Origin of the sequence: Streptomyces sp. NPDC007863 (genome assembly GCF_040633895.1) — a bacterium.
Lineage (GTDB): Bacteria > Actinomycetota > Actinomycetes > Streptomycetales > Streptomycetaceae > Streptomyces.
This window is the reverse complement of the sequence record NZ_JBEYEI010000005.1, coordinates 148,293-173,345: the sequence shown is the minus strand read 5'-3', so window position 1 is coordinate 173,345 and position 25,053 is coordinate 148,293. Positions and strand designations below refer to the sequence as shown.

Annotated in this window: 25 protein-coding genes and 1 tRNA gene; 14 read left to right on the top strand and 12 right to left on the bottom strand. The window is 73.1% G+C overall.

Going from position 1 to position 25,053, the window contains the following annotated elements:
• Window positions 1-84 precede the first annotated feature (84 nt).
• Together ABZ621_RS09985 and ABZ621_RS09980 are read left to right on the top strand one after the other, a co-directional pair.
• Window positions 85-798, top strand: a complete 714-nt coding sequence (locus tag ABZ621_RS09985; protein ID WP_360602571.1) for a GntR family transcriptional regulator — start codon at window positions 85-87, stop codon at window positions 796-798.
• A 112-nt stretch (window positions 799-910) separates the two neighbouring features.
• A complete protein-coding gene (locus ABZ621_RS09980; RefSeq protein WP_360602569.1) occupies window positions 911-1,561 on the top strand; it encodes a hypothetical protein in 651 nt (216 codons plus the stop codon).
• Window positions 1,562-1,588: 27 nt separating this feature from the next.
• Here ABZ621_RS09980 and ABZ621_RS09975 read toward each other — a convergent pair whose 3' ends face one another.
• Entirely contained in the window at window positions 1,589-2,293 is a 705-nt protein-coding gene (locus ABZ621_RS09975; protein WP_360603004.1) for an SLATT domain-containing protein, read from the bottom strand.
• Between the two features lie 288 nt (window positions 2,294-2,581).
• On the opposite strand from ABZ621_RS09975, the gene ABZ621_RS09970 reads away from it, so the two are divergent.
• From ABZ621_RS09970 to ABZ621_RS09945, 6 genes are all read left to right on the top strand, one after another.
• Window positions 2,582-2,917: a YbaB/EbfC family nucleoid-associated protein gene (locus tag ABZ621_RS09970; RefSeq protein ID WP_360602567.1), complete on the top strand. Its 336-nt coding sequence runs from the start codon at window positions 2,582-2,584 to the stop codon at window positions 2,915-2,917.
• A 58-nt stretch (window positions 2,918-2,975) separates the two neighbouring features.
• On the top strand, window positions 2,976-3,575 hold the full coding sequence (gene recR, locus ABZ621_RS09965; RefSeq protein ID WP_360602565.1) for a recombination mediator RecR: 600 nt from the start codon (window positions 2,976-2,978) through the stop codon (window positions 3,573-3,575).
• Between the two features lie 56 nt (window positions 3,576-3,631).
• A complete protein-coding gene (locus ABZ621_RS09960; protein ID WP_360602563.1) occupies window positions 3,632-4,300 on the top strand; it encodes a DUF5063 domain-containing protein in 669 nt (222 codons plus the stop codon).
• Between the two features lie 115 nt (window positions 4,301-4,415).
• The gene (locus ABZ621_RS09955; RefSeq protein ID WP_360602561.1) at window positions 4,416-5,684 is read left to right on the top strand and encodes an aspartate kinase; all 1,269 of its coding nucleotides are present in this window, start codon (window positions 4,416-4,418) and stop codon (window positions 5,682-5,684) included.
• A gap of 521 nt (window positions 5,685-6,205) precedes the next feature.
• Window positions 6,206-6,742, top strand: coding sequence for a SigE family RNA polymerase sigma factor (locus ABZ621_RS09950; protein WP_360603002.1), 537 nt, complete (start codon window positions 6,206-6,208; stop codon window positions 6,740-6,742).
• A complete protein-coding gene (locus tag ABZ621_RS09945; protein WP_360602559.1) occupies window positions 6,739-8,025 on the top strand; it encodes a hypothetical protein in 1,287 nt (428 codons plus the stop codon). Before ABZ621_RS09950 ends, ABZ621_RS09945 begins: the two co-directional genes overlap by 4 nt.
• Before the next feature lie 79 nt (window positions 8,026-8,104).
• On the opposite strand, the gene ABZ621_RS09940 is transcribed toward ABZ621_RS09945, so the two are convergent.
• The 3 genes from ABZ621_RS09940 to ABZ621_RS09930 form a co-directional block, all read right to left on the bottom strand.
• Entirely contained in the window at window positions 8,105-8,854 is a 750-nt protein-coding gene (locus ABZ621_RS09940; protein ID WP_360602557.1) for an SURF1 family protein, read from the bottom strand.
• A gap of 69 nt (window positions 8,855-8,923) precedes the next feature.
• Window positions 8,924-9,223: a DUF6191 domain-containing protein gene (locus ABZ621_RS09935; protein ID WP_360602555.1), complete on the bottom strand. Its 300-nt coding sequence runs from the start codon at window positions 9,221-9,223 to the stop codon at window positions 8,924-8,926.
• A gap of 239 nt (window positions 9,224-9,462) precedes the next feature.
• Window positions 9,463-10,473: an AsnC family transcriptional regulator gene (locus ABZ621_RS09930; RefSeq protein ID WP_360602553.1), complete on the bottom strand. Its 1,011-nt coding sequence runs from the start codon at window positions 10,471-10,473 to the stop codon at window positions 9,463-9,465.
• A gap of 350 nt (window positions 10,474-10,823) precedes the next feature.
• Between ABZ621_RS09930 and ABZ621_RS09925 the strand changes: the two genes are divergently transcribed.
• The 3 genes from ABZ621_RS09925 to ABZ621_RS09915 all read left to right on the top strand — a co-directional run bounded on the left by ABZ621_RS09925 (window position 10,824) and on the right by ABZ621_RS09915 (window position 13,776).
• On the top strand, window positions 10,824-12,221 hold the full coding sequence (locus ABZ621_RS09925; protein WP_360602551.1) for a tetratricopeptide repeat protein: 1,398 nt from the start codon (window positions 10,824-10,826) through the stop codon (window positions 12,219-12,221).
• Window positions 12,222-12,321: 100 nt separating this feature from the next.
• On the top strand, window positions 12,322-13,335 hold the full coding sequence (locus tag ABZ621_RS09920) for a YdcF family protein (RefSeq protein WP_360602549.1): 1,014 nt from the start codon (window positions 12,322-12,324) through the stop codon (window positions 13,333-13,335).
• Window positions 13,336-13,494: 159 nt separating this feature from the next.
• Window positions 13,495-13,776 carry a hypothetical protein gene (locus ABZ621_RS09915; RefSeq protein ID WP_360602547.1) on the top strand — a complete coding sequence of 94 codons (282 nt, stop codon included), beginning with the start codon at window positions 13,495-13,497 and terminating at the stop codon, window positions 13,774-13,776.
• 33 nt (window positions 13,777-13,809) lie between these two features.
• On the opposite strand, the gene ABZ621_RS09910 is transcribed toward ABZ621_RS09915, so the two are convergent.
• On the bottom strand, window positions 13,810-15,027 hold the full coding sequence (locus ABZ621_RS09910) for a protein kinase (protein ID WP_360602545.1): 1,218 nt from the start codon (window positions 15,025-15,027) through the stop codon (window positions 13,810-13,812).
• A gap of 364 nt (window positions 15,028-15,391) precedes the next feature.
• Here ABZ621_RS09910 and ABZ621_RS09905 point away from each other — a divergent pair, with 364 nt between their 5' ends.
• A complete protein-coding gene (locus tag ABZ621_RS09905; protein WP_360602543.1) occupies window positions 15,392-16,270 on the top strand; it encodes a glycosyltransferase family 2 protein in 879 nt (292 codons plus the stop codon).
• Window positions 16,271-16,425: 155 nt separating this feature from the next.
• On the opposite strand, the gene ABZ621_RS09900 is transcribed toward ABZ621_RS09905, so the two are convergent.
• The 6 genes from ABZ621_RS09900 to ABZ621_RS09875 form a co-directional block, all read right to left on the bottom strand.
• Entirely contained in the window at window positions 16,426-17,991 is a 1,566-nt protein-coding gene (locus tag ABZ621_RS09900; protein WP_360602541.1) for an SPFH domain-containing protein, read from the bottom strand.
• A 72-nt stretch (window positions 17,992-18,063) separates the two neighbouring features.
• Entirely contained in the window at window positions 18,064-18,567 is a 504-nt protein-coding gene (locus ABZ621_RS09895; protein ID WP_360602539.1) for a hypothetical protein, read from the bottom strand.
• A 153-nt stretch (window positions 18,568-18,720) separates the two neighbouring features.
• Complete coding sequence (locus ABZ621_RS09890) at window positions 18,721-19,779, bottom strand: helix-turn-helix domain-containing protein (RefSeq protein ID WP_360602537.1); 1,059 nt, start codon at window positions 19,777-19,779, stop codon at window positions 18,721-18,723.
• An 83-nt stretch (window positions 19,780-19,862) separates the two neighbouring features.
• A tRNA-Pro gene (locus ABZ621_RS09885) sits at window positions 19,863-19,936 on the bottom strand.
• A 38-nt stretch (window positions 19,937-19,974) separates the two neighbouring features.
• Complete coding sequence (locus ABZ621_RS09880) at window positions 19,975-20,658, bottom strand: Pr6Pr family membrane protein (RefSeq protein WP_360602535.1); 684 nt, start codon at window positions 20,656-20,658, stop codon at window positions 19,975-19,977.
• Window positions 20,659-20,699: 41 nt separating this feature from the next.
• Window positions 20,700-21,638, bottom strand: a complete 939-nt coding sequence (locus ABZ621_RS09875; RefSeq protein WP_360602533.1) for a metallophosphoesterase — start codon at window positions 21,636-21,638, stop codon at window positions 20,700-20,702.
• Between the two features lie 74 nt (window positions 21,639-21,712).
• Here ABZ621_RS09875 and ABZ621_RS09870 point away from each other — a divergent pair, with 74 nt between their 5' ends.
• Window positions 21,713-22,177 carry a GatB/YqeY domain-containing protein gene (locus tag ABZ621_RS09870; protein ID WP_360602531.1) on the top strand — a complete coding sequence of 155 codons (465 nt, stop codon included), beginning with the start codon at window positions 21,713-21,715 and terminating at the stop codon, window positions 22,175-22,177.
• 69 nt (window positions 22,178-22,246) lie between these two features.
• On the opposite strand, the gene ABZ621_RS09865 is transcribed toward ABZ621_RS09870, so the two are convergent.
• Window positions 22,247-24,478 (bottom strand): transglycosylase domain-containing protein, encoded by a 2,232-nt coding sequence (locus tag ABZ621_RS09865; RefSeq protein WP_360602529.1) that lies wholly within the window; start codon window positions 24,476-24,478, stop codon window positions 22,247-22,249.
• Between the two features lie 157 nt (window positions 24,479-24,635).
• On the opposite strand from ABZ621_RS09865, the gene ABZ621_RS09860 reads away from it, so the two are divergent.
• Window positions 24,636-24,938, top strand: coding sequence for a hypothetical protein (locus ABZ621_RS09860; protein WP_360602527.1), 303 nt, complete (start codon window positions 24,636-24,638; stop codon window positions 24,936-24,938).
• Window positions 24,939-25,053: the final 115 nt, after the last annotated feature.

The window sequence follows — 25,053 nt, the reverse complement described above, 5'->3', positions numbered from 1 at the left end:
CGGTGCCGGGCGCGCCGGGTCCGGAGGGCCCGGACCGGGCATCCGTTAGAGTCGTGCGGAACCTCACGGAGGGGCCCCATCCGCATGCCCGGCACGTCCGCGAACAGCGCCGTCACCCGCAGCACCCTCAGCCGGCAGATCGCGGACGCGCTCCGTGACGAGGTCCTCGCGGGGCGTCTCCAGCCGGGCCAGGAGTTCACCGTCAAGCAGCTCGCCGAGCAGTACGGCGTCTCCGCCACCCCCGTCCGCGAGGCCCTCGTCGACCTCTGCGCCCAGGGCCTGCTCGACTCCGACCAGCACCGCGGCTTCCGCGTCCACCGCTTCTCGGTGGCCGACTACCGGCAGATGGTCGAGGCCCGGATGCTCGTCGCCGACGGCATCTTCCGCGGCCACGCCCCCCGGGCCGGGGCGGTGCTCCACGAGCCCGACCCCGACATCGGCGTCGTCCTGGTGTCGATACGCCGCAGGGGCGAGGCCGCCGCCCGCGCCGCCCTCGCCGGCGACCTGGACGTCCTCATCGGCTACGACCTGCGGTACTGGCGCGACCTGGCCAGGCTCGTCGCCGGCAACGACCCCATCGCCGACTTCCTGCACCGCCTCCGCGTCCAGGCCTGGGCCTTCTCCGTGCCCCACCTGCGCGCCGAGCGCGCCCTCCACGGCTGGCTGTGGTCGGGGCACATCGAGCTGATCGACGCCGTGACCCGCGGCGACGCGGACGCCGCCATCGGAGTCGTACGCGCCTACAACGCGCACGCCCTGGAATGGGCCGACCGCCTGGAGGCCCGGCTCGGCCGGTGAGCCGCCGCCGGGTTGAGGCCCTCCTTCCCGGGGCAGGCCTCCCACGGGTGGGCGTCGTCGGCGCCGCCGACTACCCTGGCCCTCCCCGGAACTGACGGAGAGCGAGCGCCCCTTGGCCTGTGACCTGTGGCTGGTCCCCCTCGTCGACGTGCTGTGCCACAGCCCCGACAACCCCTTCGCCGAAGACCTCGCCGCCTACGACGCCGTGCTGAGCGCCGCCGGCCAGCCGACCGTGCCCGTGTACGCGTACATGCCCGGCCTCTCCGGCGACGTCGCCCCGGTCGCCGGCTTCGACTACGAGGCCCTGCACTTCCTGCGCCGGGCCTATCTCCTCGCCATCTGCGGGCTGCCGGTGGAGCCGGTGGGCGAGCTCGGCGGGGACTACGAGCAGCTCCTGGAGATGTTCGAGGCGACGGCCCAGCAGTCCCACCTGGTCTGGCACTACGACCACGCGGGCGCCTACGTGCCGGTCGACTTCCCGGTGCCGCTCTCCAACGACGAGCTCCTGGAGGGCGGCGGTCCGCTCGGCTCCTCCCACGGGCTGCTGAGGGAACTGGAGTTCGTCGCCCCGGCCCTCGGCATCGACCCGGCGAACCCGCCGGCCGCCCCGGCCCCGCCCGCCCGGCCCACCGGCCTGGAGGAGCCCGCCGCCCCGATCCCGTACGACGACGGCCCCTTCGCCCGCGAGCGGCACGTCTGGCTCGGGCTGCACGCGGCGGCGACCCGCAGCCTCGCCCAGGGCTCCATGATCATGCTCAGCTGACCTTCCGGGCGCCGCCCCCGGAGGCCCTCAGCGGGTCTCCGGGGGACGCTGGCGCGGCATGTTGGGCCGGGTGCCCGGCGGCAGCGGGAAACGGCCGGACGGGTGCGCCGCCTCCGGCCGGGCCGGTACGACCCCGACCGACTGGAGCGCCAGCGGCGCCGGGCCCGAGCGGAACTCGACCATCCAGTCCGCCGTCTCCGCCCGGACCAGTTCCGTGACGTCCTCCGAGAAGCGCCGCAGCACCCCGAGACACCGCTCGGCGGCCTCGCTGGCGGTGCCCTCCGTCGGCCCGAGGACCTCCCGCACGCTCTCCGAGGCCCAGTCGAACTGGAGCGCCTGGAGCCGCCGCTGCACGGCCTGCGCGGTCGCCACGTCCCTTATCCACCCCGAGGTCAGGCCGAAGTACCGGTCGCAGGCCATGCAGGCGGCGCCGAGCAGCAGCGACAGATAGCCCCAGCCGGCCGTGCCCTCGGCGACCCCGGTCAGGTCGAGCAGCGGCAGCGCGGCCCCGGCGATCACGCCGAGCGCCGTGCCGACCCGCAGCACGCGGGCGCAGCGGCGCTTCCAGACCCGGTCCGAGAGGTACCACTCGGCGGTGCGCAGGGCGCCTGCCTCCACCCACCGGTAGAGCTCGTCGAGGCGCTCCGCGGGCTCGCCCCAGTCGCCCAGGGGGAAGGGCTTCCCCGTCAGATCTCTGTGGACGTCTTCCCCGGGCTGCCCCGGCGGCTGCATCTCCGGCTGGTGGCTCACCGGGGGACTCCTCTGCTCAGCCCAGCGTTCGTGGCGCTCGTGTCCTTCTGTGACGTGCGGTGCACGTGGTGCCTGCCCTTCCTACCGCCGAATGGTGGGCGGCGGGCCCGGAATCCCGGGATTTCCGCCCGCAAGAGGGTGTTGATCAGGTAGAGGAGCCCGCAGTTTCTCACTCGAAAGAGTTGTCGCGGCAGGGCGGTCCCCGACCACGTAGGCTCGGAACACCGGTACCAGACGTGACCGGGCGACTTTCAACCACGAGGAGTGACCGTGATCCCCGGTGGCGGCCAGCCCAACATGCAGCAGATCTTCCAGCAGGCGCAGAAGATGCAGCAGGACCTCGCCCGCGCCCAGCAGGAGCTCGCCGCGACCGAGGTCGAGGGCCAGGCGGGCGGCGGCCTGGTCAGGGCCACCGTGACCGGCTCCGGTGAACTGCGCGCCCTGGTCATCGACCCGAAGGCGGTCGACCCGGACGACACCGAGACGCTGGCCGACCTGGTCGTGGCCGCCGTCAAGGCCGCGAACGACAACGCGCAGCAGCTCCAGCAGACCAAGCTGGGTCCGCTGGCGCAGGGTCTGGGCGGAATGCCGGGCCTGGGCTTCTAGCGAGCACTTCCAGCCACTACCGTAAGAAGGCAAGAGCACACCCGGAAAGGGCGTTCCGTTGTACGAAGGCGTGGTCCAGGACCTGATCGACGAGCTGGGCAGGCTGCCCGGCGTCGGTCCCAAGAGCGCGCAGCGGATCGCCTTCCACGTCCTCCAGGCCGAGCCGACGGACGTGCGCCGGCTCGCCCACGCGCTCCTGGAGGTCAAGGAGAAGGTCCGGTTCTGCGCGGTCTGCGGGAACGTGGCACAGCAGGAGCGGTGCAACATCTGCCGCGACCCGCGCCGGGACCTGACCGTCATCTGCGTGGTCGAGGAGCCGAAGGACGTCGTCGCGATCGAGCGGACCCGCGAGTTCCGGGGGCGGTACCACGTCCTCGGCGGCGCGATCAGCCCGATCGAGGGCGTCGGCCCCGACGACCTGCGGATCCGGGAGCTGCTCGCCCGCCTCGCGGACGGCGAGGTCACCGAGCTGATCCTGGCGACCGATCCCAACCTGGAGGGCGAGGCCACGGCCACGTACCTGGCGCGGATGATCAAGCCGATGGGGCTGAAGGTCACCCGGCTCGCCAGCGGCCTCCCGGTCGGCGGCGACCTGGAGTACGCCGACGAGGTGACGCTCGGCCGTGCCTTCGAGGGGCGGAGGCTGCTAGATGTATGACGACCGGGCGCGGGAGGACCGGGCCGGTGCCGGCGAGCTCTCAGGGAGGCTCCTCGATGTCTGACCCCACGCTGCACTCCATCACGCAGAACCCCGACGACTTCGCGGTCCAGATCGCCGACTCGGTCGAGAGCTTCATCGTCGCCACGACCGAGGTCGCCAAGGGGGACGAGCCGGACAGCGCGGTTCCCTTCCTGCTCCTGGAGATCTCCCAGCTGCTCCTCGCCGGCGGCCGGCTCGGCGCGCACGCGGACATCCTCCCGGACGAGCGGTACGAGACGGACACGGGCCCGGAGCCGGACGTGGACGACCTGCGGGAGCGGTTCGCCGCGATGCTGGACCCGGTGGACGTCTTCTCCGAGGTCTTCGACCCGTACGAGCCCCGCAAGGCCCCGGTCCCGGCCCGCATCTCGGACAACCTCGCGGACATCGTCGCCGACCTCCGCCACGGCCTCGCCCACTACCGCGAGGGCCGCACCTCCGAGGCGCTGTGGTGGTGGCAGTTCTCGTACTTCTCCAACTGGGGCCCCACCGCCTCGGCCACCCTCCGCGCCCTCCAGTCCCTGGTCGCCCACGTCCGCCTCGACCAGCCCCTGGCCGCCCTCGACGGCCTGGACACCGACGAGGACCTCACCGAGGACGACCTCGCGGAGGAGGCGGGCCGGGTGATGATGCGGGAGATCGCGGGACCGCTGGGGATGAAGGGCGTCCAGGACCCGGTTTGATCATTCTCTGAGCACCGCGTCTCAGGATGTGATATCCGGTCGGTGTTTTTCGGTCGCTCGTTAGACTGAGCCGACCGCAGCACGGGCTGCGGCACCGACCGAGCGAGGAGCGCACGTGGGCCTTGTCGTGCAGAAGTACGGAGGCTCCTCCGTTGCCGATGCCGAGGGCATCAAGCGCGTCGCCAAGCGGATCGTGGAAGCCAAGAAGAACGGCCACCAGGTGGTCGTCGTGGTCTCCGCGATGGGCGACACGACGGACGAGCTGATCGATCTCGCCGAGCAGGTGTCTCCGATGCCTGCCGGACGTGAGTTCGACATGCTGCTGACCGCCGGAGAGCGGATCTCCATGGCCCTGCTGGCGATGGCGATCAAAAACCTGGGCCACGAGGCCCAGTCGTTCACCGGCAGCCAGGCGGGTGTCATCACCGACTCGGTCCACAACAAAGCGCGCATCATCGATGTCACGCCGGGCCGGATCCGCACCGCCCTCGACGAGGGCAACATCGCCATCGTCGCGGGCTTCCAGGGCGTGTCCCAGGACAAGAAGGACATCACCACGCTGGGCCGCGGCGGCTCCGACACCACGGCCGTGGCGCTCGCCGCGGCGCTCGACGCCGAGGTCTGCGAGATCTACACCGACGTCGACGGCGTCTTCACCGCCGACCCGCGCGTGGTGAAGAAGGCGAAGAAGATCGACTGGATCTCCTTCGAGGACATGCTGGAGCTCGCCGCCTCCGGCTCCAAGGTGCTGCTGCACCGCTGCGTCGAATACGCGCGCCGCTACAACATCCCGATCCACGTCCGCTCGTCCTTCTCCGGACTCCAGGGCACGTGGGTCAGCAACGAACCGACAGGGGACAAGGTGGAGCAGGCCATCATCTCCGGTGTCGCCCACGACACCTCCGAGGCGAAGATCACCGTGGTCGGCGTGCCGGACAAGCCGGGCGAGGCCGCGGCCATCTTCCGGGCCGTCGCGGACGCCGAGATCAACATCGACATGATCGTGCAGAACGTGTCGGCGGCCTCCACCGGTCTCACCGACATCTCCTTCACCCTCCCCAAGGCCGAGGGCCGCAAGGCCATCGACGCCCTGGAGAAGGCGAAGACCGCGATCGGCTTCGACTCGCTGCGCTACGACGACCAGATCGGCAAGATCTCCCTTGTCGGCGCCGGCATGAAGACCAACCCGGGCGTCACCGCGGACTTCTTCCGCGCCCTGTCCGACGCGGGCGTCAACATCGAGCTCATCTCGACCTCCGAGATCCGCATCTCGGTCGTCACCCGCGCCGACGACGTCAACGAGGCCGTGACCGCCGTCCACACCGCCTTCGGTCTGGACAGCGACTCGGACGAGGCCGTCGTCTACGGCGGCACCGGGCGCTGATCCACCGCCCCGCACCCACCGCGCCCGGCCGCACCCCAGCGGCCGGGCGCAGTCGCGCATCCGATTGTGGGGGCTTCGTAGGTTCTGTGGACATCCTGTGAGCAAATCGGCGGCAGAACCCCCTTGAACTGCGGTGATGCGGTGTCGGACGATGCTCTTCCCCCGTGCTGCAACTAGTAGTTGGGCGGGGCGCGTCTCCGCGTTCACCCACGAACGTGGCGCGGACACGCGAAGTAACGGGGCATTGGGGGAGAACGGTTACGCATGAGGACAAACAGCTCACCGCCGAGAAATGCGGTGCAGGCGTACAACCATTCCGGGGGAACACGGGTCCAACAGGCGTGGCAGACGTACTCGACATTCCCGCGGTCTCCCCGCTCCGCGGGGTCCGCACGGCCGTGCTCCCCCTCCGGGCGCCCGGCGGCGCCGGCGCGCTCCGTCCGCACGGGCGCCCGCGCCCGCTCGACGGTCCTGCGGTGACCACCGCCGTGCCCACCGAATCCCGCGCGCGAGTCAGCGGCATCCCGACGCCGCGCAAGGCCGCCGACGGCCCCGTCGCCGACGCCGGCACCACCGTCGACCACCTCACCGAGACCTACCGCGCCCACTACCGGTCGCTGCTCGGCCTCGCCGCCCTCCTGCTCGACGACACCGCCTCCTGCGAGGACGTCGTCCAGGAGGCCTTCATCCGCGTCCACTCGGCCCGCCGGCGCGTCCGCGACCCCGAGAAGACCCTCGCCTACCTGCGCCAGACCGTGGTCAACCTCTCCCGGTCCGCGCTGCGCCGCCGCATCCTCGGCCTCAAGCTCCTGTCCAAGCCGATGCCGGACATGGCCAGCGCCGAAGAGGGCGCGTACGACCAGCTGGAGCGCGACGACCTCATCAAGGCGATGAAGGGCCTCCAGCGCCGCCAGCGCGAGGTCCTCGTCCTGCGCTACTTCGCCGACATGACGGAGGCCCAGGTCGCCGAGACCCTCGGGATCTCGCTCGGCTCCGTCAAGGCGTACGGTTCCCGGGGCATAGCCGCCCTCCGCGTCGTCATGGAGGCCAAGGCATGAGCCGCGAACACGAGGACGACACGACCCGCGAGGCGCGGGACGGGCACGGCGACGGCGAGGAGCGCCACGACCCCGACGAACGCAGCGGACGCGGCGCAGAACAGGCCCGCGTCGGACGTGACGAGCTGAGTGGACGACTGATGATGGACTTCGAGCCCGGCCCCGGCGAGGACGAGGGGGAGGACGAGCTCGCGCTGCGCCGGCTGTTCCACGGCGCCGTCTCCGGGCTCGAACCGTCCGCCGCCACCCTCGACCACCTGCGCCGAGCCGTCCCCGCCCGACGCGCCCGCAAGCGCCAGGCACTCGTCGGCGCCGCCGCCGCGGCCGTCCTCATCGGCACCGCCGTCCCCGCCTTCATCCACGTCGCCGGCTCACCCGGCCTCACCACCGCCAACCCGGCCCTCGCCGGGCACGGGGAGCAGGCCCAGGGGGGTACCGGCGCCGAGGCCGAGGGTGACGGCCCGGCCTCCACCAAGGCGCCGTCCAGCAAGGTCTCCTCCACCACCGGCCCCACCCAGGGCGCCACCGACAAGGGAGAGGCCAAGCCGGACCCCGAGGGCAGCCGGCCCGGCGCGGGCACCGGCGCGGACGCCGGCCCGGGCTCGGGCTCCACGCCCGTCTGCGGCCGCGGCACGCTCCAGTCCGCCGGCGGCTACAACAGCGGCCCCGACTCCACCGGAGTCGTCTACGGCGGCTTCACCGTCGTCAACGGCTCCGGCTCGACCTGCCGGCTCGACGGCTCCGGACTCGTCGCCGTCTCGGCGAGCGGCGCGGCCGACCCGGGCCGGATCTCGGTCGTCCGCCACTACGACGGCGACCCGGCGACCGGCCTGCCCGCCACCTCGGCGGACGCCAAGCCGCTGCTGCTCAAGGCGGGCGACTCGTACCAGGTGAAGTTCGCCTGGGTGCCGTCCGCGAGCTGCTCCACCGACGGTGGCGGCGCCACCCCGACGACGCCGACCGAGCCCACCGAGGTCCCCACCGAGCCGACGCCCACGCCGACCGAGCCCACCCAGGTCCCGACCGAGCCCACGCCCACGCCCACCACCGACGGCGAAGGCGCCGGCTCCGGCGGCACCGAGACCGGCGGCGGCACCGGGACGGGCACGGACGCCGGCACCGGCACGGACTCCGGCCTGACCACCCAGCTCCTGCGCGCCGAACCGGCCGCGGGCAGCGTCTCCGTCAGCTACACCGCGGAGCCCGGCGACCCGACCCTCACCACGGTCCTCGACGGCGCCTGCGCCGGCACCCTCTACCGGACCGGCATGCTCAAGAGCTGAGGACGGTACGACGAAGGGGCCGGGGGACACGCTCCCCCGGCCCCTTCGCCGTCCCCGCCACGCCCGTCCCGCGGGCCCGTCAGTGCTCCGCCAGGCCCAGCGCCGCGTCGCGGGCCGCCTCCGCCTCCCGGCGCAGCAGCCGGAACCACATGAAGACGACGAAGCCGGCGAAGACGAACCACTCGGCGGTGTACCCGAGGTTCTGGAAGGCCTTCGCGTCCAGCCCCGTGCCCGCCGCCGCGGCCGCCGGCACCGGCGTCAGCCCCGCGGGCGAGTCGGTGAGGGTCACCCAGGCGTCGTACACGTCGTCCTGGACGACGTTCACCAGCGCGGCCGCGCTGATCATGCCGAGCTGCCCCTCGGGCAGCCCGCCGGCCGTCCGCACGCCCTTCGTGCCCTGGTTCTCGGAGGCCTGGAGCGCACCCACCACCGTCACCTCGCCGGACGGCGCCGCCGGCGCCTGCGCGCCCGCCGGCAGCCAGCCCCGGACGACCGGCAGCGACCGCCCCGCGTCCGTCCGCAGCAGCGTCAGCACGTACGAGCCCGACCGCCCGTCCAGCTCGCGGTCCGGCACCAGGAACTGCTCCCCGTACCGTCCCCGGGCCTCGGCGGTGCGGCCGGAGGTCTCCTTGTCCACCGGCAGCAGCGACGCCAGCGGCTCGGCCCGCAGCTCGGCCGCGGTCGGCTTCCGCTCGGCCTCCTGGTGGGAGTCGACGCGATCCTCGAACTTGCCCAGCTGCCAGGTCCCCATGAACACGCAGAACGGGATGGCCAGCAGGACGAAGAGATTGATCCCCCACCAGCGGGGGGTCCTCAGGAACCGGTACACACCCCCACGGTACGGGGACGGCCCCGTCCCCCCGTCGGGCGGGGCCCGCCCCGGCGCCCCGAGCGGCGGCTAGCGTCCGGCGTCCGGCCGGAGCCTGATCACCGCGCGCCCGCCCGCCAGGTCCACCGTGGTCCGGCGCGGCGGCGCCCCGTCCTCCTCGTCGTCGCGCAGCAGCAGGGCGCTCTGCCGCTCCTTCAGCTCGCTCTGCTTGCCGGGCGAGAAGGTGGCGTGCAGCTGCTCGAAGCCGGTCGAGGAGACCGTGCCCCGCCGCTTCCCGCGGCCGGTCATGCGCAGGAACTGGTCGGCGAAGGCGATCACGGTCAGCAGGATGACCAGACCCGGCAGCGTCACGAACACGGCGAACTCCATGCCCCAGGGAACCACGCCGCACCGGGGCCCGGGAAGAGGCCTCGGAGGGCCCTGGAGGGCCCTGGAGGGCGCAGGAAGGCCCCTGGGGCGGGCCGGTGGGCCGTGGGGGGCCGGTGGGGGCCGTGGGCCCGGATGGGGGCTCTGGGACGGGAGACGAGGCGGCGCGGTGGCGGGGCGACGGGGCGGCACGGCGGCGAGGCGGTGGCGCGGCGGCGAGGCGGCGCGATGGGGAGGCCGGCTCAGGCCTCCGGGCGTATGTGGTGCAGCCGACGGCCGTCGGGGCCGAGCACCTGCGCCCCGATCTTGTACGTCCGCAGGCTGACCGCCGTCCCCGTGATCCGCAGCGCCGGAGCGGTGCGGACGAGCCGCGCCGTGATCTCGTGGAGCTCCTCCACCGAGGCCAGCCACAGCGCCAGCGCCAGGTTGTGCGGCCCGGTCACCGAGGTGATCACCTGGGTGCGCCGCAGCCGGGTCAGCGCCGCCACCGTCACCGCCTCGTCCTGCGGCGCCACCTGCGCCGTCACCATGGCCCACACCGGGCGCCCGGAGAAGCGGGGCGCCGGCTGGCAGTGGTGATGGAGCGCGCCGCCCGCCGCCAGGACCTCCAGACGGCGCCGTACCGTCGACTCGCTCGTGCCGCACTGCCGGGCCAGCTCGGCGGCGCTCCGGCGGGCGTCGCCGGCCAGCTCCGCGACGATCCGCCGGTCCAGGTCCGTCACCTGGGGGGCCTGGGAAGGATGGACGGGCCCACGCGCGCGTGCCCCGTCCCGCCGCTCCAGGGCGCCGACCTCGGCGAGCAGCCGGGCCTGCGCCGGGGTGAGCTGCTCGATCCGGGAGCGGTAGGGGCGGTTGTGCATCCGGGTGGCGACCTGGGTGCGGGCCCGCAGCACGCCGGGCAGCCGGCGCACCCGGCCGGTGACGTACGCGTCGAGGGCGGGCAGGTCCGGCGCGATCAGCAGCAGGATCAGGTCGGCGCCGCCGGTCACCGCGTGCACGCCGAGGGTGCCGGGGTCGCCGGACAGCTCGATCGCGGTGGCCTCGGCGCTGTCCGCGGTGCACTCCAGCTCGACCCAGGCGTACAGCGCGGACTCGCCGCCGCGCCGGGCGATGAGCAGCGACGTCCAGGCGTAGCCGCCGGCGGTGAGGTGCTCCCACCGGCGCGCGAGGGTGTCGGGACCGGCCGCGAGGACGGTGGACAGCTGGGTCCAGCTCGCTCTGGGGAGGATCTGGAGCGCGTGGATCAGCGACATATCCGCCTCTCCCAGGACGGATTCCCCGGTACGCATTTCCCTCCTTGGCCGATCCCCCGGAAAACCTTGGTCGTGGGTCCGGGAGCACTCCAGGATGTGGACCAGGGCATATGCATTCAAGCCGCCTCGGCGCTCTTTGGCCACGAAAGGGCCGAAAGTCACAGTGGCGACACCGGCGATGACGACATCGGCGGTGGGACATCAACGGTGACGGCATCGACTCTGACGGCATCGACTCTGATGGCATCGACTCCGACGGTATCGACTTCGACCGGATCCGGCGGAGGCGGCGGTCGGAGAACCGGAGAACCGGAGAACCGGAGAAGGGGGACGCGCGGGGGATGGCGACCATGGGGCGAGTACCGGGGGAGACCCCCGAGTACCAGGTGCTGTGGGGCGAACCGGTGGGTTGCGGCCAACTGGACGCAGCCGAGGAGGGATACGCGGCCGCGGGGCCCGCCGAACGGCTGCTCTGGGAGCGGCTCTCCGTCTTCGAGGGCGCCTTCGACCAGCGGGCCGTCGAGGAGGTCTGCGGATACGGGGCGCTGTCCGTCGTGGACGTGGGCGCCGTGCTCGACCGGCTGGCACGGTCGGCGCTGCTGCCGGTGGACGACCTCTTCGACGGGGAGGACGGCGGGCAGCGCCACTGGATGCCGCACGCGATGCGGGCCGTCGGCGCCCGCCGGCTCACCGCCCGGGGCGACCGCTGGATCGTGCTCCTGCACCACCGCAGGTGGTGCGTCCAGGTCGCCCGGCGGGCCGCCGAATGGTGGCAGCGGGGCCGCCAGGTGGACGCCCGGGACCTGGCGCTGCGCGAACTCCCCGACCTGGCCGCCGCCATGGACCCGACGACGGCACCGCTCACGCCGGGCGACGAGGCCGGGCCCGCCCTGGAGATCGCGGTCTCGCTGTGGTTCCTGTGGGTCTCCTGCGGGCGGGTCGCGGAGGGGCGGACCCGGCTGCGCCACGCCCTGTCGCTGCACCCCGGCCCGCCGCCGGCCCGCGCGCTGTGGCTGGCCGCCTTCCTGGAGCTGGAGTCGGGGCGCCCCGAGGACGCCGACCCGCTCCTCGTCCAGGCGTGGGCGAGCGCGGTACGGGACGGCGACGAGCGCTGTCTGGGGCTCCTCGCCCATCTGCGCGGCGCGATCGCCCTCTACCAGGGCCGTACCCGGGCGGCGGCGGGCGAGTTCCGGGAGGCGCTGGACCAGATCGGGGACGTACCCGACTTCGGGCCGACCCGCGAGGCCTGCTGGGCCGCGCTCGCGCTCTGCCACAGCCGCACCGACCCGGAGGCCGCGCAGGAGGCGCTGGACCAGCTGGAGCTGGACGGGGCCGGGCGGCGGACCTGGGCGGGCCGGGACCTCTTCGCCGACGCCTGGGCCGACCACGCCCGGGCCGAACTCCTCGCCTGGGACGGGGAGCCGACCCGGGCCGCCGAGCACGCCCGCCGGGCGCTGCGCGAGCACCTGCGGCTCGGCTCCGCCGTCGGCGCGGCCTGCGCGGCCGAACTCCTCGCCCGGGTACGGCTGCTGGACGGCCGGCCCGACCGGGCGGCCCATCTCCTCGGTGCCGTAGACCTGTTGCGGAACTCCGCCTTCGACACCTCCTACCAGCCGGGGCGGTACTGCACGGTGTCCCGGGCCCGCAGCGACGAGGCGCTGCGGACCCTGCTCGACGACCCCGAACTGCGGGAGGCGTACGAAGAGGGCGCGCGGAAGGGGCTGTTCGCACTCTCCCGGGAACGGTGACTCACCCGTCCGGGGTGGGGACGGCCGGCCCGGCGCCATGTTGTCCACAGCTTCGTCCGAGGTCTGCTCGGGCGCCGGGCCGGCTGCCTACGATGACGGCATGATCGCTTTCGCGGTGTCCGCCCTGTTCGCCCTGCTCTTCGGGGTCGGTGTACTGCGCGACCGCCGCCGCTTCGGGAACGCGGTGTATCTCGGTCTCGCCGTCACCTTCCTCGGCCTCGGCCTGCTCTCGGCCGTCGACGACCTGCCACCCGGCCTGACCGAGACGGTCCTCGTCCTGCTCCTGCTGGTCCTCGGCCTGGGGCCCCTGGTCCTCGCCGGGCTGCTGTGCGCCAACGGCGTCAAGATGGTCCGCAAGGAGGGCAGACGCCCGGCCAACCTGCTGTCGCTCCTCGCCGGCCTGGGCATCCTCGGCGTGCTGGGGCTGATGGCCGCCGCCGTCCTCACCCACTCCCGGGTCCTCGGCGTCGTCGCCGTCACCCTGCTCCTCGTCCTGGGCTACGTCTCCTTCCTCTTCGTCTGCTTCGTCGGGTACGCCTTCCTGTACGGCCGGATGCGGCTGCGCCGGGACGCGGACTTCGTGGTGGTCCTCGGCTCCGGGCTGATCGGCGGCCGGCGGGTGCCGCCGCTGCTCGCGAGCAGACTCGACCGGGGCCGCGAGGTGTACGAGCGGCTGGCCGCGCGCGGCACCGGCGCCCCGCCGCTCCTGATCACCTCGGGCGGCCAGGGCCCGGACGAGGAACTGCCGGAGTCCCACGCCATGGCCGACTACCTGCTGGAGCGGGGCTTCCCCGAGGACCGGATCCTCCGCGAGGACCGCTCCCGCACCACCGAGGAGAACCTCCTGTTCAGCAAGGAACTGATGGAGGCGGAGCGCCCGGGGGCGGCCTGCGTGGTCGTCACCAACAACTTCCACGCCTTCCGGGCCGCGCTGATGGCCCGGAAGGCCGGGGTGGACGGCCAGGTGGTGGGCTCGCCGACCGCCGCGTACTTCTGGCCCAGCGCCACGATCCGCGAGTTCGCCGCGGTCTTCCTGGAGCACCGCGCGGTCAACCTCACGGTCTGCGCCGTCCTCGTGGCCATCGGGGGTCTGGGACTCGCCGTCACGGGGTGACACCGGGAGAGGGGGAGGGGGCGGGAGGGAGGGGGGAGGGGGGAGGCCCCCGGGCGGTGCCGGAGGGGCGGGGTGGGCCCCGCGTCCCTACGCTGGAGGGACGGAGGTGTCCGAGGGTGCCGCAGGAGGTGTCCGGGATCCCGCCGCGGAGGTGACCCCATGAGGCGACGCCACCACTTCCACATCGACTACCGGGGCCATTCGGTCTCGGCGACGGTGGAGACCGGCATGCGGCCGGTGGTCGAGGTGCTCGTCGACGGCAAGGAGACCGGGTACGCGTCGATCCAGGGCGACCGGCCGGTGGCCGTCCCGATCGAGCTGCCGACGGATCCGCCGACGCCGGCGACGGTGCGCGCCACCTCGGGGCCGGGCGTGCCCCGCTGTCTCCTGATCGCCGAGGGCGACGCGGATCCGCACGTCATGGCGCCGCGACTGTACTGAGGACCGGGCGGCGGGACGGGGCGGCAGGCCGGGTCAGGAGAGCCAGGCCATGCCGATGAAGAGGAAGACGACGAAGGCGACGACGCCGGCGACGGCGGCCGTCTTGCGGGGCCGCCGGCGGGACAGCTCGGCGAGCGCGCCCCCGGTGGAGCCGCTGTTCCCGGACCGCTCGGGCGCCCGCCGCCGGGACCCGCCGCCCACCGGGGCGGTCACGCCCGTCGGACCCGCCGTGGGGCCGCCCGCCGGACCGGGCTGCGGGGTGCGCGGGCCGGAGGGCCGCGGCGCGGGCATGGCGGCCGGCGCCGGCGTCGGCGCGTGCGTGTGCGTGTGCGAGGTGTGCGCGGGTGCGACGTGGGCGGGCGGTACATGGGAGGGCGGTACGTGGCCCGGCGGGGTGTGGACGGTGCCCGGCATGGCGGCGGACGCGGGCCGGGGCGCGTACTCCCGCCAGGCGCCGGAGCCGAACCAGTCGGCGATGGCCTGCGCCGGCGGGCGCTGCTCGGGCTGCTTGGCGAGCAGGCTCAGCAGATACGCCTCGAAGGCGGGCGTGAGGACGACGCCGAGCCGGCTCGGCGGGGTCGGGGCGCTGTCGATGTGCTGGTACAGCAGCGCGGTCGCGGTGTCGGCGCGGAAGGGCGGGTGCCCGGTCAGCAGCTGGTAGAGGACGCAGCCGAGCGAGTAGACGTCCGAGGCGGGGGAGGCGGGCTTGCCGAGGGCCCGCTCCGGGGCCAGGTAGAGGCCGGTGCCGACGATCTGCCCGGTCGTGGTCAGCCCGGCCGAGGGGTCGTCGACGAAGCGGGCGATGCCGAAGTCGGCCAGCTTGACCGTGCCCTCGGCGTCCATGAGCAGGTTGCCGGGCTTGATGTCGCGGTGGACGACGCCCTGCCGGTGGGCGGCGGCGAGACCGGCGGCGGCGTGCGCGGCGACGACGGCGACCCGCTCGGCGGGCAGGACCAGGGGGTTCGCGGGGGAGGAGCCCAGGCTGTCGCCCTCGACCAGCTCCATCACCAGGAAGAGCTTGCCGTCCCAGGTGCCGAAGTCGAAGACGCCGACGACGTGCGGGTGGCTGAGCCGGGCGGCGGTCTGCGCCTCCAGGCGGAAGCGGTCGGCGCCGGAGGGGTCGGTGGACTGCGCCAGCATCAGTTTCACGGCGACGGGCCGGCCGAGGACCTCGTCGGTGGCCTGCCACACCTCGCCCATGCCGCCACGGCCGATACACCCGTGAAGCCGATATCGGTCCGCGACCAGCACCAGGAGACGCCCTTTCGACAATCGATCACTTGACGGCAGAGGACCAGGGTAGAGCCGCCCGGTGTGCGTGCTCGCCGCGCTCCCCCCGAAGCGGAACCACGACCGTTCCGCCGCGGAACCACACCCGGTCCGCCGCGGAACCACACCCGGTCCACCGTGGAACCGCCGTGCGACCGCCGTCGTACGCACGGACGTACGGAAGGGCCTTCGGGGTTCCGGGAACCCGGCGTTTCCCCCGGTCCGGGCCCTCAGGGTTCCTTCCGGGTTCCACGGGGGTTCCCGGAGGGTGAACAATGGGTGCCGTGCGGCCGGCGGGCGCCGGCCCGCACGCGAGACCCGACCCCGACCTGGAACGGAGTGGACCGTGGCGCGACCGAGAGTGGGCGTGGCGGTACTGACGATGGGCACCCGCCCCGCCGAGCTGGGCGCGCTGCTCGACTCGGTGGCGATGCAGGACGAGCCCGCCGCCCGGGTCGTCGTGGTCGGCAACGGCACCGGCTCGCTGCCCGCCCTCCCCGAGGGCGTCACCGGCGTGGAGCTGGCCGAGAACCGCGGGGTCACCGGCGGTCGGAACGTGGCCATCGACACCCTCCGCTCCTTCGGTGACGTGGACGTTCTCGTCGACCTGGACGACGACGGCCTGCTCGTCGACACGGACGTCTTCCGCCGTCTGGCCGACCTGTACGAGACCGAGCCGAAGCTCGGCGTGGTCTCCTTCCGGATCGCCGACGAGACGGGCGAGACGCAGCGCCGGCACATCCCCCGGCTCGGCGCCAAGGACCCGATGCGCGGCGGCGAGGTCACCACCTTCCTCGGCGGCGGCCACGGCCTGTCGATGCCGATGCTGGACCGGATCGGCGGCTGGCCCGAGGACTTCTTCTTCGCGCACGAGGAGACCGACCTGGCCTGGCGCGCCCTCGACGCGGGCTGGCGGATCCGGTACGCGCCCGAGCTGCTGCTCCAGCACCCGAAGACGAGCCCGGCCCGGCACGACGTCTACTACCGGATGACCGCCCGCAACCGCGTGTGGCTGGCGAAGCGGAACCTCCCGGCCCCGCTGGTCCCGCTCTACCTGGCGGTCTGGGTCCTCCTGACGGTGGCCCGCACCCGCTCGGTGCGCGGCCTGCGCTCCTGGTTCGCCGGCTTCGCGGAGGGCCTGAAGGCCCCCGCCGGGCAGCGCCGTCCGATGCGCTGGTCGACGGTGCTGCGCATGACGAAGCTGGGCCGCCCGCCGATCATCTGACGGCCCCGCGCCCACCACCCGACACTCCGGCTCAACGCCCCGAGCTCAACGCCCAACGCCCAGAGCTCAACGCCCAGAGCTCAGCGCCCACCACCCGACGCGCCGAGCTCAACGCCCAACGCCCCGACCCCCTTCCAGGGGCCGGGGCGTCCGGATCAGTCGGTGATCTCGACCTTCCCGCTCATCCCGTTGGTCCCGTTCACCTGCGGCACGGGCCCGGGTGCGGCCCCCGGCGCGGCCGCTGCCACGGACGACGCCTTCGCCGTCAGTCCCTGGAGGAGCGCGGCCAGGTCGACCCCCGTCGTGGACGAGAGCAGTTCCATGCCCTGGGCGACGTTGTCCGCGACCGCGCGCGGCAGCCTGCCCGCCCCGTCCGTGGAGATGACGGTCATCTTGTCCACGGCGGCCAGCGGCTCCGCCGCCTTGGCGACGACCTGCGGCAGGACCTCCACCAGCATCTGGAGCACGGCCGCGTCGCCGTACCGCTCGAACGCGTCGGCCCGCTTGTGCATGGCCTCCGCCTCGGCGGCGCCCTTCGCCGCGATGGCACCGGCCTCCGCGTCGCCCTCCAGGCGGACCGCCTCCGCGATGGCGGCGCGCCGGGCCCGCTCGGCCTCACCGCGCTTGGCGCCCTCGATGGCCTCGGCCTCGGCGAGGGCCTGGCGGCGCTGCTTCTCGCCCTCACCGGTGAGCCGGGCCCGCTCGGCCTCGGCCTCGGCCGCCGCGATGGCGGCCATCCGCTCGGCCTCGGCCTGCTTCACCCGGGCGGTGCGCTGGGCCTCGGCCTGCTGTTCGGCCTCGTACCGCTTGGCGTCGGCGGGCTTGCGGACCTGGGTGTCGAGCTGGCGGTCGGTGAGCGCGGCCTGCCGGGCGGCGACCTTCTCCTGCTCGGCGAGGATGTCCTGCTGGCGGGCGGCCTCGGCGAGCGGCCCCGCGGCGTTGGCCTGGGCGGCGGCCTCGTCGGTCTGCGCCTTGATCTCGGCCTGCTTCAGGTACAGGGTCCGCTGGGCGACCGCGATCTCCTCCTCGGCCTTCAGCCGGGCCTGCTCGGCGGCGCGCCGGGCCTCGGCCTCGGCGATGTCGGCCTCCTGCTTGGCGCGGGCGGCCTCGGGCCGGCCGAGGTCCTCCAGGTAGGAGCCCTCGGTGGTGATGTCCTGGATCTGGAAGGCGTCGAGGACGAGGCCCTGCCCGGAGAGGCTCGCCTCGGCCTCCTCGGCGACCTGCCCGGCGAAGGCGGCCCGGTCGCGGATGATGTCCTCGACCGACATCCGGCCGACGATGGACCGCAGCGCTCCGGAGAGCACCTCCTGGGTGAACCCGACGATGCCGTCCTGCTGCATGAGGAAGCGCTGGGCGGCGGCGCGGATGGAGTCCTCGGTGCCGCCGACCTTGACGATGGCGACGCCCTCCAGGTTGGCCTTGACGCCGCGCAGGGTGACGGCGCCGCGGACGGCGATGGGGATGTGCCGGCTGGAGAGGTCGAGGGTGAACTTCTGCTGCACGAAGGGCACGACGAAGACGCCGCCGCCGACGACGACCTTCTGGCCGCTGTTGTCGGTGTAGACGCGGCCGGTCGCCGGATCGGTGGCCTTCTGGCCGCGGCGGCCGGTGATGATGAACGCCTCGCTGGGCCCCGCGACCTTGTAGCGGGTGACGACGGCGAGGCCGAGCAGGACGAGGAGGACGACGATGCCCACCACGGCGATGAGGACAGGGCTCATGGAGAACCCCCCTTCGTTCGGTACGGGAAGATGGGATCCGGCGGTCGTCGACCGACGGTCAGCGGTCGACGGTCAGCGGTCGACGGGCCGTACGAGGACCGAGGTCGCCGAGAGGACCGACTCGACCCACACCTCGGTGCCGCGCGGGACGGGCCGGTCCGCGCGGGCCGCGTACTTCACGGGCTGGCCGCCCAGGTGAAGCAGCACCTCGCCGTAGCCGTCCGCCGGGACGGCGGTGACGACCGAGCCGGAGCTGCCGGCGAGGTCCGCGCCGCGGGGCGCGGACGCGTTCGTGTCGTGGAGGAGGGCCCGGCAGAACCGCCAGGTCACCCACCCCACGCCGACCCCCGCCACGACGCCCGCGCCGCTCGCGACCCCCGCCCCCGCGCCGCTCGTGCCGAGCACGAGCGCCCCCGTGAAGCCGAGCGCCGAGACGAACCCGGCGACCACCGGCAGCGACAGCAGCCCGTCGAGCCCCCCGAGCCCGTCGAAGAGTCCTTCCAGGACCCCGTCGAAGACCAGGCTCAGGACGAGCAGCAGCAGTCCGCCGATGCCGAGACCAAGAAACCAGACCATGTCCCCGCTCCTCCGGCCGCCGTGCCCTGTCCGCCGTCCAGAGGATCGTTTCATCGCGTGCCCGGCCCCCGCATTGCCGGTGCCCGGCAATCTTTACGCGCCCTTAATGCCGCCCGGAATCGGCCGCCGGAATCTCACGGCCCGCGGGTCGGCTCACAGCTCTTCGTCCGGCCAGCCGAGCAGCCGCGCCCCGATCGCGGCGGTCTGGAGCGTGTACCGCTGGGTGGGGTCGCCGGGGTCGGTGCCGGTGAGCTTGTGGACGCGGTCGAGCCGGTACGTGACGGCCCGCACGCTCAGGGCGAGCCGGCGGGCGGTCTCGGTCGTGACGCAGCCCGCGTCGAAGTAGGCGTGCAGGGTGTCGAGCAGCGGCCGCGCGCCGCCCCGGGCGCCGGCGAGCGGCCCGAGGACGGTGCGGACGAGGTCGGCCATGGCCTGCCGGTCGCGGCCGAGGACCGGGTAGACGAGCAGGTCCGCGGCGTACAGCACGGGGCCGTCGAGCCCGATGCGGTCGGCGAGGTCGAGGGCGCCGAGCGCCTCCTCGTACGAGTGGACGACCCCGCCGGCGCCGGGGTGCGCGCGCCCGATCGCGACGAGGCTGCCGTCGGCGGCGGCGTACGTCTGCTTGGCGAAGTGGGCGAGGACCTCGGGCTCGTCGGCGGGGGCGACGCAGATCAGCCGCCCGTCCTTGGTGGTGAGCAGGATCCGGCGCGTACCGAAGCGGGCGAGGAGCGAGGACTCCACGCTCCGCGAGACCGGCGCCCCGTCCCCGAACGGCTCGGGTGCCCGGGCGACGGCGACCGCGTGCGCGTGGGAGAGCAGCAGCCCGAACCGCTCGGCCCGCTCGGCGAGCCGCCCGAGGTCGCTGCGCCCGTACAGCAGGTCGTCGACGAACTCCCTCCGGGCGGCCTCCTCCTGGCGCACCGCCAGCTTCTGTGCCCGCTCGTGTCCCTCGGCGAAGGCGTCGACGGCCTGTTCGACGGCGGCGAGCAGCAGATCGGGGTCGGTGCCGTGGGGCAGTCCGCTCCGTGCGGCCCGTGCGGCGGCGAGATGGGCCCGTACGAGCTCCCGCAGCCCGATCCCCGCCTCGGCGGCCCGCTCCCCCCGGGTCCGCGGCCCCTCCAGCTCCTCGCGGCTCAGCCGCCGCCCGGTGGCGCAGACGCCGGCGAGGATTCCGGCGTACCCGTCGAGGTACTCCTCGTACGGTCCCGTCATGGTCGGCCCGCCCCCTGGTCCGGTCCCGGAAACGACTCAGGGCCCGACCCGCTTGCGCGGATCAGGCCCTGAATCTCTGGCTGTCGGGGTGGCGGGATTTGAACCCACGACCTCTTCGTCCCGAACGAAGCGCGCTGCCAAGCTGCGCTACACCCCGATGTCGCTGCTCTGATCTTCTCGTCGCGGCGACATCGATTACTTTAGCCCACCGGCGCCCAGAGACGAAATCCGGTTTCGGCGGCCCGCGACCGCAGGTCGGAAGCGGTCCGCCGCGACGAGGAGGAGCCCGAGGGCGTAGAAGGCGAGGCCGAGGACGAGGGCGTTGACGAGGACGCCGGCGTAGCCGTGGGCGGTGACGTCGAGGAAGGGGTACGTGTAGCGGGTCGGGTGGCCGGCGGGGAGCAGGGCGCCGCGGACCAGGGAGAAGACCAGGTAGGTGCCGGGGGCGGCGAGCCAGAGGGCCGCGTGGCGGGGGCGGAAGGCGCCGGGGAGGGTGAGGAGCAGCCAGTCCAGGGCGACGCCGATCGGGGTGACGGTGTGCAGGAGCTGGTTGGAGACGGCGCGGGCGCCGGTGAGCGCGTCGATGGCGGCGGCCTGGTTGAAGGAGCTCGCCGGGTTGTCGAGGACCAGGTGGAAGACGAGCCCGACGACGGAGATGCAGAGGAGCACGCCGCCGCTCCAGACGGCGGGCAGCGGGGGCCGGCCGGTCCAGGCGCGGGCGGCGCCGAGTCCGAGGGCGACGGCGACGGCGGTGTTGGTCCAGACGGTGAAGAAGCTGAAGGCGACGAGCGGGTCGCCCTGGACGCAGTCGATCGTGACGCCGGTCGCCGCGGCGAGGGCGATCAGGGCGCGGAGGACGGCGGCGAATCGGTTCGTCATGGCCGCCACGGTACGGGGGCGGGGCGCCCCCGTAGCGGGGTTCAGGCGCGTGCCGTCAGGGTGAGCAGCGTCGCCTCGGGCGGGCAGGCGAAGCGGACCGGGGTGAAGCGGTTGGTGCCGCAGCCGGCGGAGACGTGCAGGTAGGAGGTGTGGCCGCCGGCGGTGTGGGTGGAGAGGCCCTTCACCCGGTCGGTGTCGAGGTCGCAGTTGGTGACGAGCGCCCCGTAGAAGGGGACGCACAGCTGCCCGCCGTGGGTGTGCCCGGCGAGGACCAGCTCGTAGCCGTCGGCGGTGAAGGCGTCGAGGGCGCGCAGGTACGGGGCGTGGACGATGCCGAGGGAGAAGTCCGCGGAATCCTCGGGGCCGCCGGCGACCTTCTCGTACCGGTCCCGCTTGATGTGCGGGTCGTCGAGGCCGGTGAAGGCGAGGTCGGCCTGGGGGAGCTTGAGGCGGCCGCGGGTGTTGGTGAGGTCCACCCAGCCGGCCGCGTCGAAGGCGTCCTTGATGCCCTCCCACGGGTTGTGGACGGCGCCGACGACCGGCTTGTTGCCGTTGAGCCCGTGCCGGCCCTGGACCTTCTCCAGGAGGTAGCGGCCGGGGTTGCGGAAGCGGGGTCCGTAGTAGTCGTTGGAGCCGAAGACGTAGACGCCGGGGAACTCCATGAGCGGGCCGAGCGCGTCGAGGAGCTCCGGCACGGCCTCGGTGTCGGAGAGGTTGTCGCCGGTGTTCACGACGAAGTCGGGGCGGAGCCCGGCGAGCTTCTGCAGCCAGCCGCGCTTCTTGTCCTGCCCGCACACCATGTGCACGTCGGAGACCTGGAGGACCCGCAGGTCGTCCATGCCCGGTGGCAGGACGGGGACGGTGACCCGCCGGAGCCGGAACGAGCGGGCCTCGAAGCCCGCCGCGTAGACGAGTCCGGCCGCGGCCGTGGCCGCGACGCCTGCCGTGATCTTCAGGGGGATCCCGTACCGTGCGCGCATTCCCCCATCGTTCCAGACCCGCGGGGCGTAAATGCACGGGCGGTACGCCCGGGGCACCTGCCACACTTGAGGCCATGACCACGCTCAAGGCACGACTGAAGGACGACCTCAACGCCGCGATCAAGGACCGCGACGAACTGCGCTCCTCGACCCTGCGGCTCACCATCGCCGCGATCACCAAGGAGGAGGTCGCGGGCAAGACCAAGCGCGAGCTCTCCGAGGACGAGGTGCAGAAGGTGATCGCCAAGGAGGCGAAGAAGCGGCGCGAGGCCGCGGACGCCTTCGAGCAGGGCGGTCGCGCGGAGTCGGCCGAGCGTGAGCGGGCGGAGGGCGTCCTCCTCGACGCGTACCTGCCGAAGCAGCTCTCCGACGAGGAGCTGGACGGCATCGTCGCGGAGGCCGTCGAGGAGGCGAAGGCCGCCGGTGCCGAGGGCCCGCGCGCCATGGGCGCCGTCATGAAGATCGTGAACCCGAAGGTGGCCGGGCAGGCCGACGGCGGCCGGGTCGCCGCCGCGGTGAAGAAGCTGCTCGCGGGCTGAGCCCCCGTCCGGGACGTGACGGAAGGGCCCCACCGGTCTCGCCGGTGGGGCCCTTCTCGTGTGCTCAGGTCAGCGGTTTCCGCCGCGGCCGTTGCCCGGCCGGGTGATGTCCCCGCCGGTCAGGTCGGGGAGGGTGATGCCCGGGAGGGGGTTGGTCGGCTGGTCGGCCGGCTTGTCGTCGCCCCGGCGCGGCTTGTCGTCCCGCTTGTCGTCCTTCGGGTCCTTCGGCTTCTCGGCCCGGGGGACGGTGATGCCGACGAAGGACGGCTTGTCGTCACCGAGCGCGCCGGTCATGGCGATCCGCCAGATCGGGCCGGGGAGGCAGCCACCGCAGACCTTGTCGTAGTAGACGCCGCCGATGGTGAGGTCGAACATCTCCTCGCGCTTGCCGACGTCGTCGCCGACCCAGACGGCGGTGGACAGGTCCGGGGTGTAGCCGACGAACCAGGCGTCCTTGCGGCCCTCGGTGGTGCCGGTCTTGCCCGCGTTGTCCCGGTCGCTCAGGCCGGCCTTCGTACCCGTGCCGTCCTCGACCACGCCCTTGAGCATCTGGTTGACCATGTCGGCGGTGCGGTCGGACATCGCGCGCGTGCACTTGGTCTGCGGCACGTTGAGCTTCTCGCCGGTGGCGGTCCGGATGGAGTCGATGACCACGGGGACGCAGTAGATGCCGCGGTTGGCGAAGGTCGCGTAGACGTTCGCCATGTCGAGCGGCGTGCTCTCCAGCGAGCCGAGGGTGGCGGAGGGGCTCTGCTTGATCGGCTTGCCCAGCTCGCGCTCGTAGCCGACCTTCTTCGCCATCGACAGCGTCTCGCAGAGGCCGGCCATCTGCTCCAGCTTGGCGAAGTACGTGTTGATGGACTTGCCGAGGGCGCTCGTCATGTCGTACGCCCCCTTCTCCGTCTTGAGCTCGTTCTGGACGGACCAGTCCGCGTATCCCGCGGGCTTGCCGTCGCAGCGCGTGTAGTCGCTCTCCTTCATGGAGATCTTCCACGGCGTGTCGAAGCTCTGCGCCGGGCTCAGGCCCTTCTCCAGGGCGGCGGCGGCCGTGATCGGCTTGAAGGTCGAACCGACCGGGAAGCCGTACGTGGTGCCGCCCATCTTGCTGCCGACGGCGAGGTTGAGCGTGGTCTGGTGCTGCTTCTGGTCCAGGCCGTACGGGCGGGACTGGCTCATCGACACGATGCGGCCGGTGCCGGGCTTGACCTGGACGACGGCGGTCGCGACCGGGTCGTCCTTGTTGACCTTGGCCACGGCGGCCTCGTTCGCCGCCGCCTGCGCCTTCGGGTCCAGCGTGGTCCGGATGGTCAGACCGCCGAGGTTCCACAACTTCTGGCGGTCTTCGACGGTCTTGCCGAAGACCGGGTCGGTCAGGATCGTCTTGCGGACGTAGTCGCAGAAGAAGCCGGCGCCGTCGACGGCGGTGATGCAGCCGTTCTTCGGCGTCTTCACCTTCAGCTTGATCGGCGCGGCCTTGGCCTTGTCGAACTCGGCCTGGGTGATGTCGCCGACGTCCGTCATCCGCTGGAGGACGATGTTGCGCCGCTTGGTGGCTTCCTGGAGGTCGTTGATCGGGTCGAAGCGGCTCGGCGACTGCACGAGGCCGGCCATCATCGCGGCCTCGCCCAGGTTCAGCTTGGCGGCGGGCTTGGAGAAGTAGCGCTGCGAGGCGGCCTCGATGCCGTACGCCTGCTGCCCGAAGAACGTGATGTTGAGGTAGTTCTCCAGGATCTTCTTCTTGCCCAGCTCCTCCTCGACCTGGATCGCGTACTTCAGCTCGCGGACCTTGCGGCCGATCGTCTGCTGGGTGGCCTGCGCGACCTTCTCCGGGTCGTCACCGGCCTCCTCGACGAAGACGTTCTTCACGTACTGCTGGGTCAGCGTGGAGGCGCCCTCGGAGACCCCGCCCGACTGCGCGTTCTTGTTGATCGCGCGCAGCACGCCCTTGAGGTCGATGGCCCCGTGCTCGTAGAAGCGCGCGTCCTCGATCGCGACGATCGCCTTCTGCATGTACGGGGAGATCTTCTCCAGCGGCACCACCTTGCGGTCCCGGGAGTAGACGGTGGCGATCAGCCCGCCCTCGGAGTCCAGGATGGTGGTGCGCTGACTGAGCGGTGGGGTCTTCAGATTCGAGGGGATCTCGTCGAACCCCTCGACCGTCCCCTTCGCCGCCAGACCCAGTGCCCCGGCCGCGGGCAGGGCGATGCCCGCCAGTACCGCTCCGGAGAGCACACTGACACCGAGGAACTTGGCGGCCTGCTGGGTCCCGGTCAGACCACCGCCCGAGCGCTTCTTTGCCATGGGGGGCAGCCTAATCCGTGTTCCTGGGCGTTCAGCAGGACCGGGTCCCTCTCGGAGCGTTCGAGTACCAGACCGTGACATCCGGGCGGCGTGTCCGGGCCGTGCCGGAGACGGCACGCCTTGCCCGCGGGGACGGAGGCGGCCGATCATCCTCACCATGAGACCCGAAGTACGGACGTTCGTCGCCGACGGCCCGCTGCCCGACTGGGACGCGAGCGAGGAGGAGATCGACAGGCGTGCGCGCCAGCTGGAGGCGATCGCACGGCCGGTCACCGGGGAGGAGGCCCGCGCGCTCGTCGCCTGCTTCGGCCCGGACGACTGCTACGGCGTCGCCTGGACGCTCCTCCACCTCATCGAGACGGCCCCGCGTCCCGTCCTGACCGCCGACCCGGGGCCGGAGGCCGATGAGTGGCAGCGGCGCCTCTACGCGCGGACCGCGGACGGAGAGCCCGCCGGCTGAGGTTCGGGGCACGGCGAGGTGGAGCGCCCTACGTTCTCAATCGCCGGACACGCGGACAGGCCTTGGCCTAAGCTGCTCCCAACTGTCACAGGAGTGCGGTCCGGCATCAACCCCC

Excerpts from the sequence above, each read along its gene's own strand:
- ABZ621_RS09985 (WP_360602571.1), top strand. The coding sequence starts at position 85 with ATGCCCGGCACGTCCGCGAACAGCGCCGTCACCCGCAGCACCCTCAGC.
- ABZ621_RS09975 (WP_360603004.1), bottom strand. The coding sequence starts at position 2,293 with ATGCAGCCGCCGGGGCAGCCCGGGGAAGACGTCCACAGAGATCTGACG.
- ABZ621_RS09960 (WP_360602563.1), top strand. The coding sequence starts at position 3,632 with ATGTCTGACCCCACGCTGCACTCCATCACGCAGAACCCCGACGACTTC.
- ABZ621_RS09945 (WP_360602559.1), top strand. The coding sequence starts at position 6,739 with ATGAGCCGCGAACACGAGGACGACACGACCCGCGAGGCGCGGGACGGG.
- ABZ621_RS09935 (WP_360602555.1), bottom strand. The coding sequence starts at position 9,223 with ATGGAGTTCGCCGTGTTCGTGACGCTGCCGGGTCTGGTCATCCTGCTG.
- ABZ621_RS09930 (WP_360602553.1), bottom strand. The coding sequence starts at position 10,473 with ATGTCGCTGATCCACGCGCTCCAGATCCTCCCCAGAGCGAGCTGGACC.
- ABZ621_RS09925 (WP_360602551.1), top strand. The coding sequence starts at position 10,824 with ATGGGGCGAGTACCGGGGGAGACCCCCGAGTACCAGGTGCTGTGGGGC.
- ABZ621_RS09920 (WP_360602549.1), top strand. The coding sequence starts at position 12,322 with ATGATCGCTTTCGCGGTGTCCGCCCTGTTCGCCCTGCTCTTCGGGGTC.
- ABZ621_RS09915 (WP_360602547.1), top strand. The coding sequence starts at position 13,495 with ATGAGGCGACGCCACCACTTCCACATCGACTACCGGGGCCATTCGGTC.
- ABZ621_RS09900 (WP_360602541.1), bottom strand. The coding sequence starts at position 17,991 with ATGAGCCCTGTCCTCATCGCCGTGGTGGGCATCGTCGTCCTCCTCGTC.
- ABZ621_RS09895 (WP_360602539.1), bottom strand. The coding sequence starts at position 18,567 with ATGGTCTGGTTTCTTGGTCTCGGCATCGGCGGACTGCTGCTGCTCGTC.
- ABZ621_RS09890 (WP_360602537.1), bottom strand. The coding sequence starts at position 19,779 with ATGACGGGACCGTACGAGGAGTACCTCGACGGGTACGCCGGAATCCTC.
- ABZ621_RS09880 (WP_360602535.1), bottom strand. The coding sequence starts at position 20,658 with ATGACGAACCGATTCGCCGCCGTCCTCCGCGCCCTGATCGCCCTCGCC.
- ABZ621_RS09875 (WP_360602533.1), bottom strand. The coding sequence starts at position 21,638 with ATGCGCGCACGGTACGGGATCCCCCTGAAGATCACGGCAGGCGTCGCG.
- ABZ621_RS09870 (WP_360602531.1), top strand. The coding sequence starts at position 21,713 with ATGACCACGCTCAAGGCACGACTGAAGGACGACCTCAACGCCGCGATC.
- ABZ621_RS09865 (WP_360602529.1), bottom strand. The coding sequence starts at position 24,478 with ATGGCAAAGAAGCGCTCGGGCGGTGGTCTGACCGGGACCCAGCAGGCC.
- ABZ621_RS09860 (WP_360602527.1), top strand. The coding sequence starts at position 24,636 with ATGAGACCCGAAGTACGGACGTTCGTCGCCGACGGCCCGCTGCCCGAC.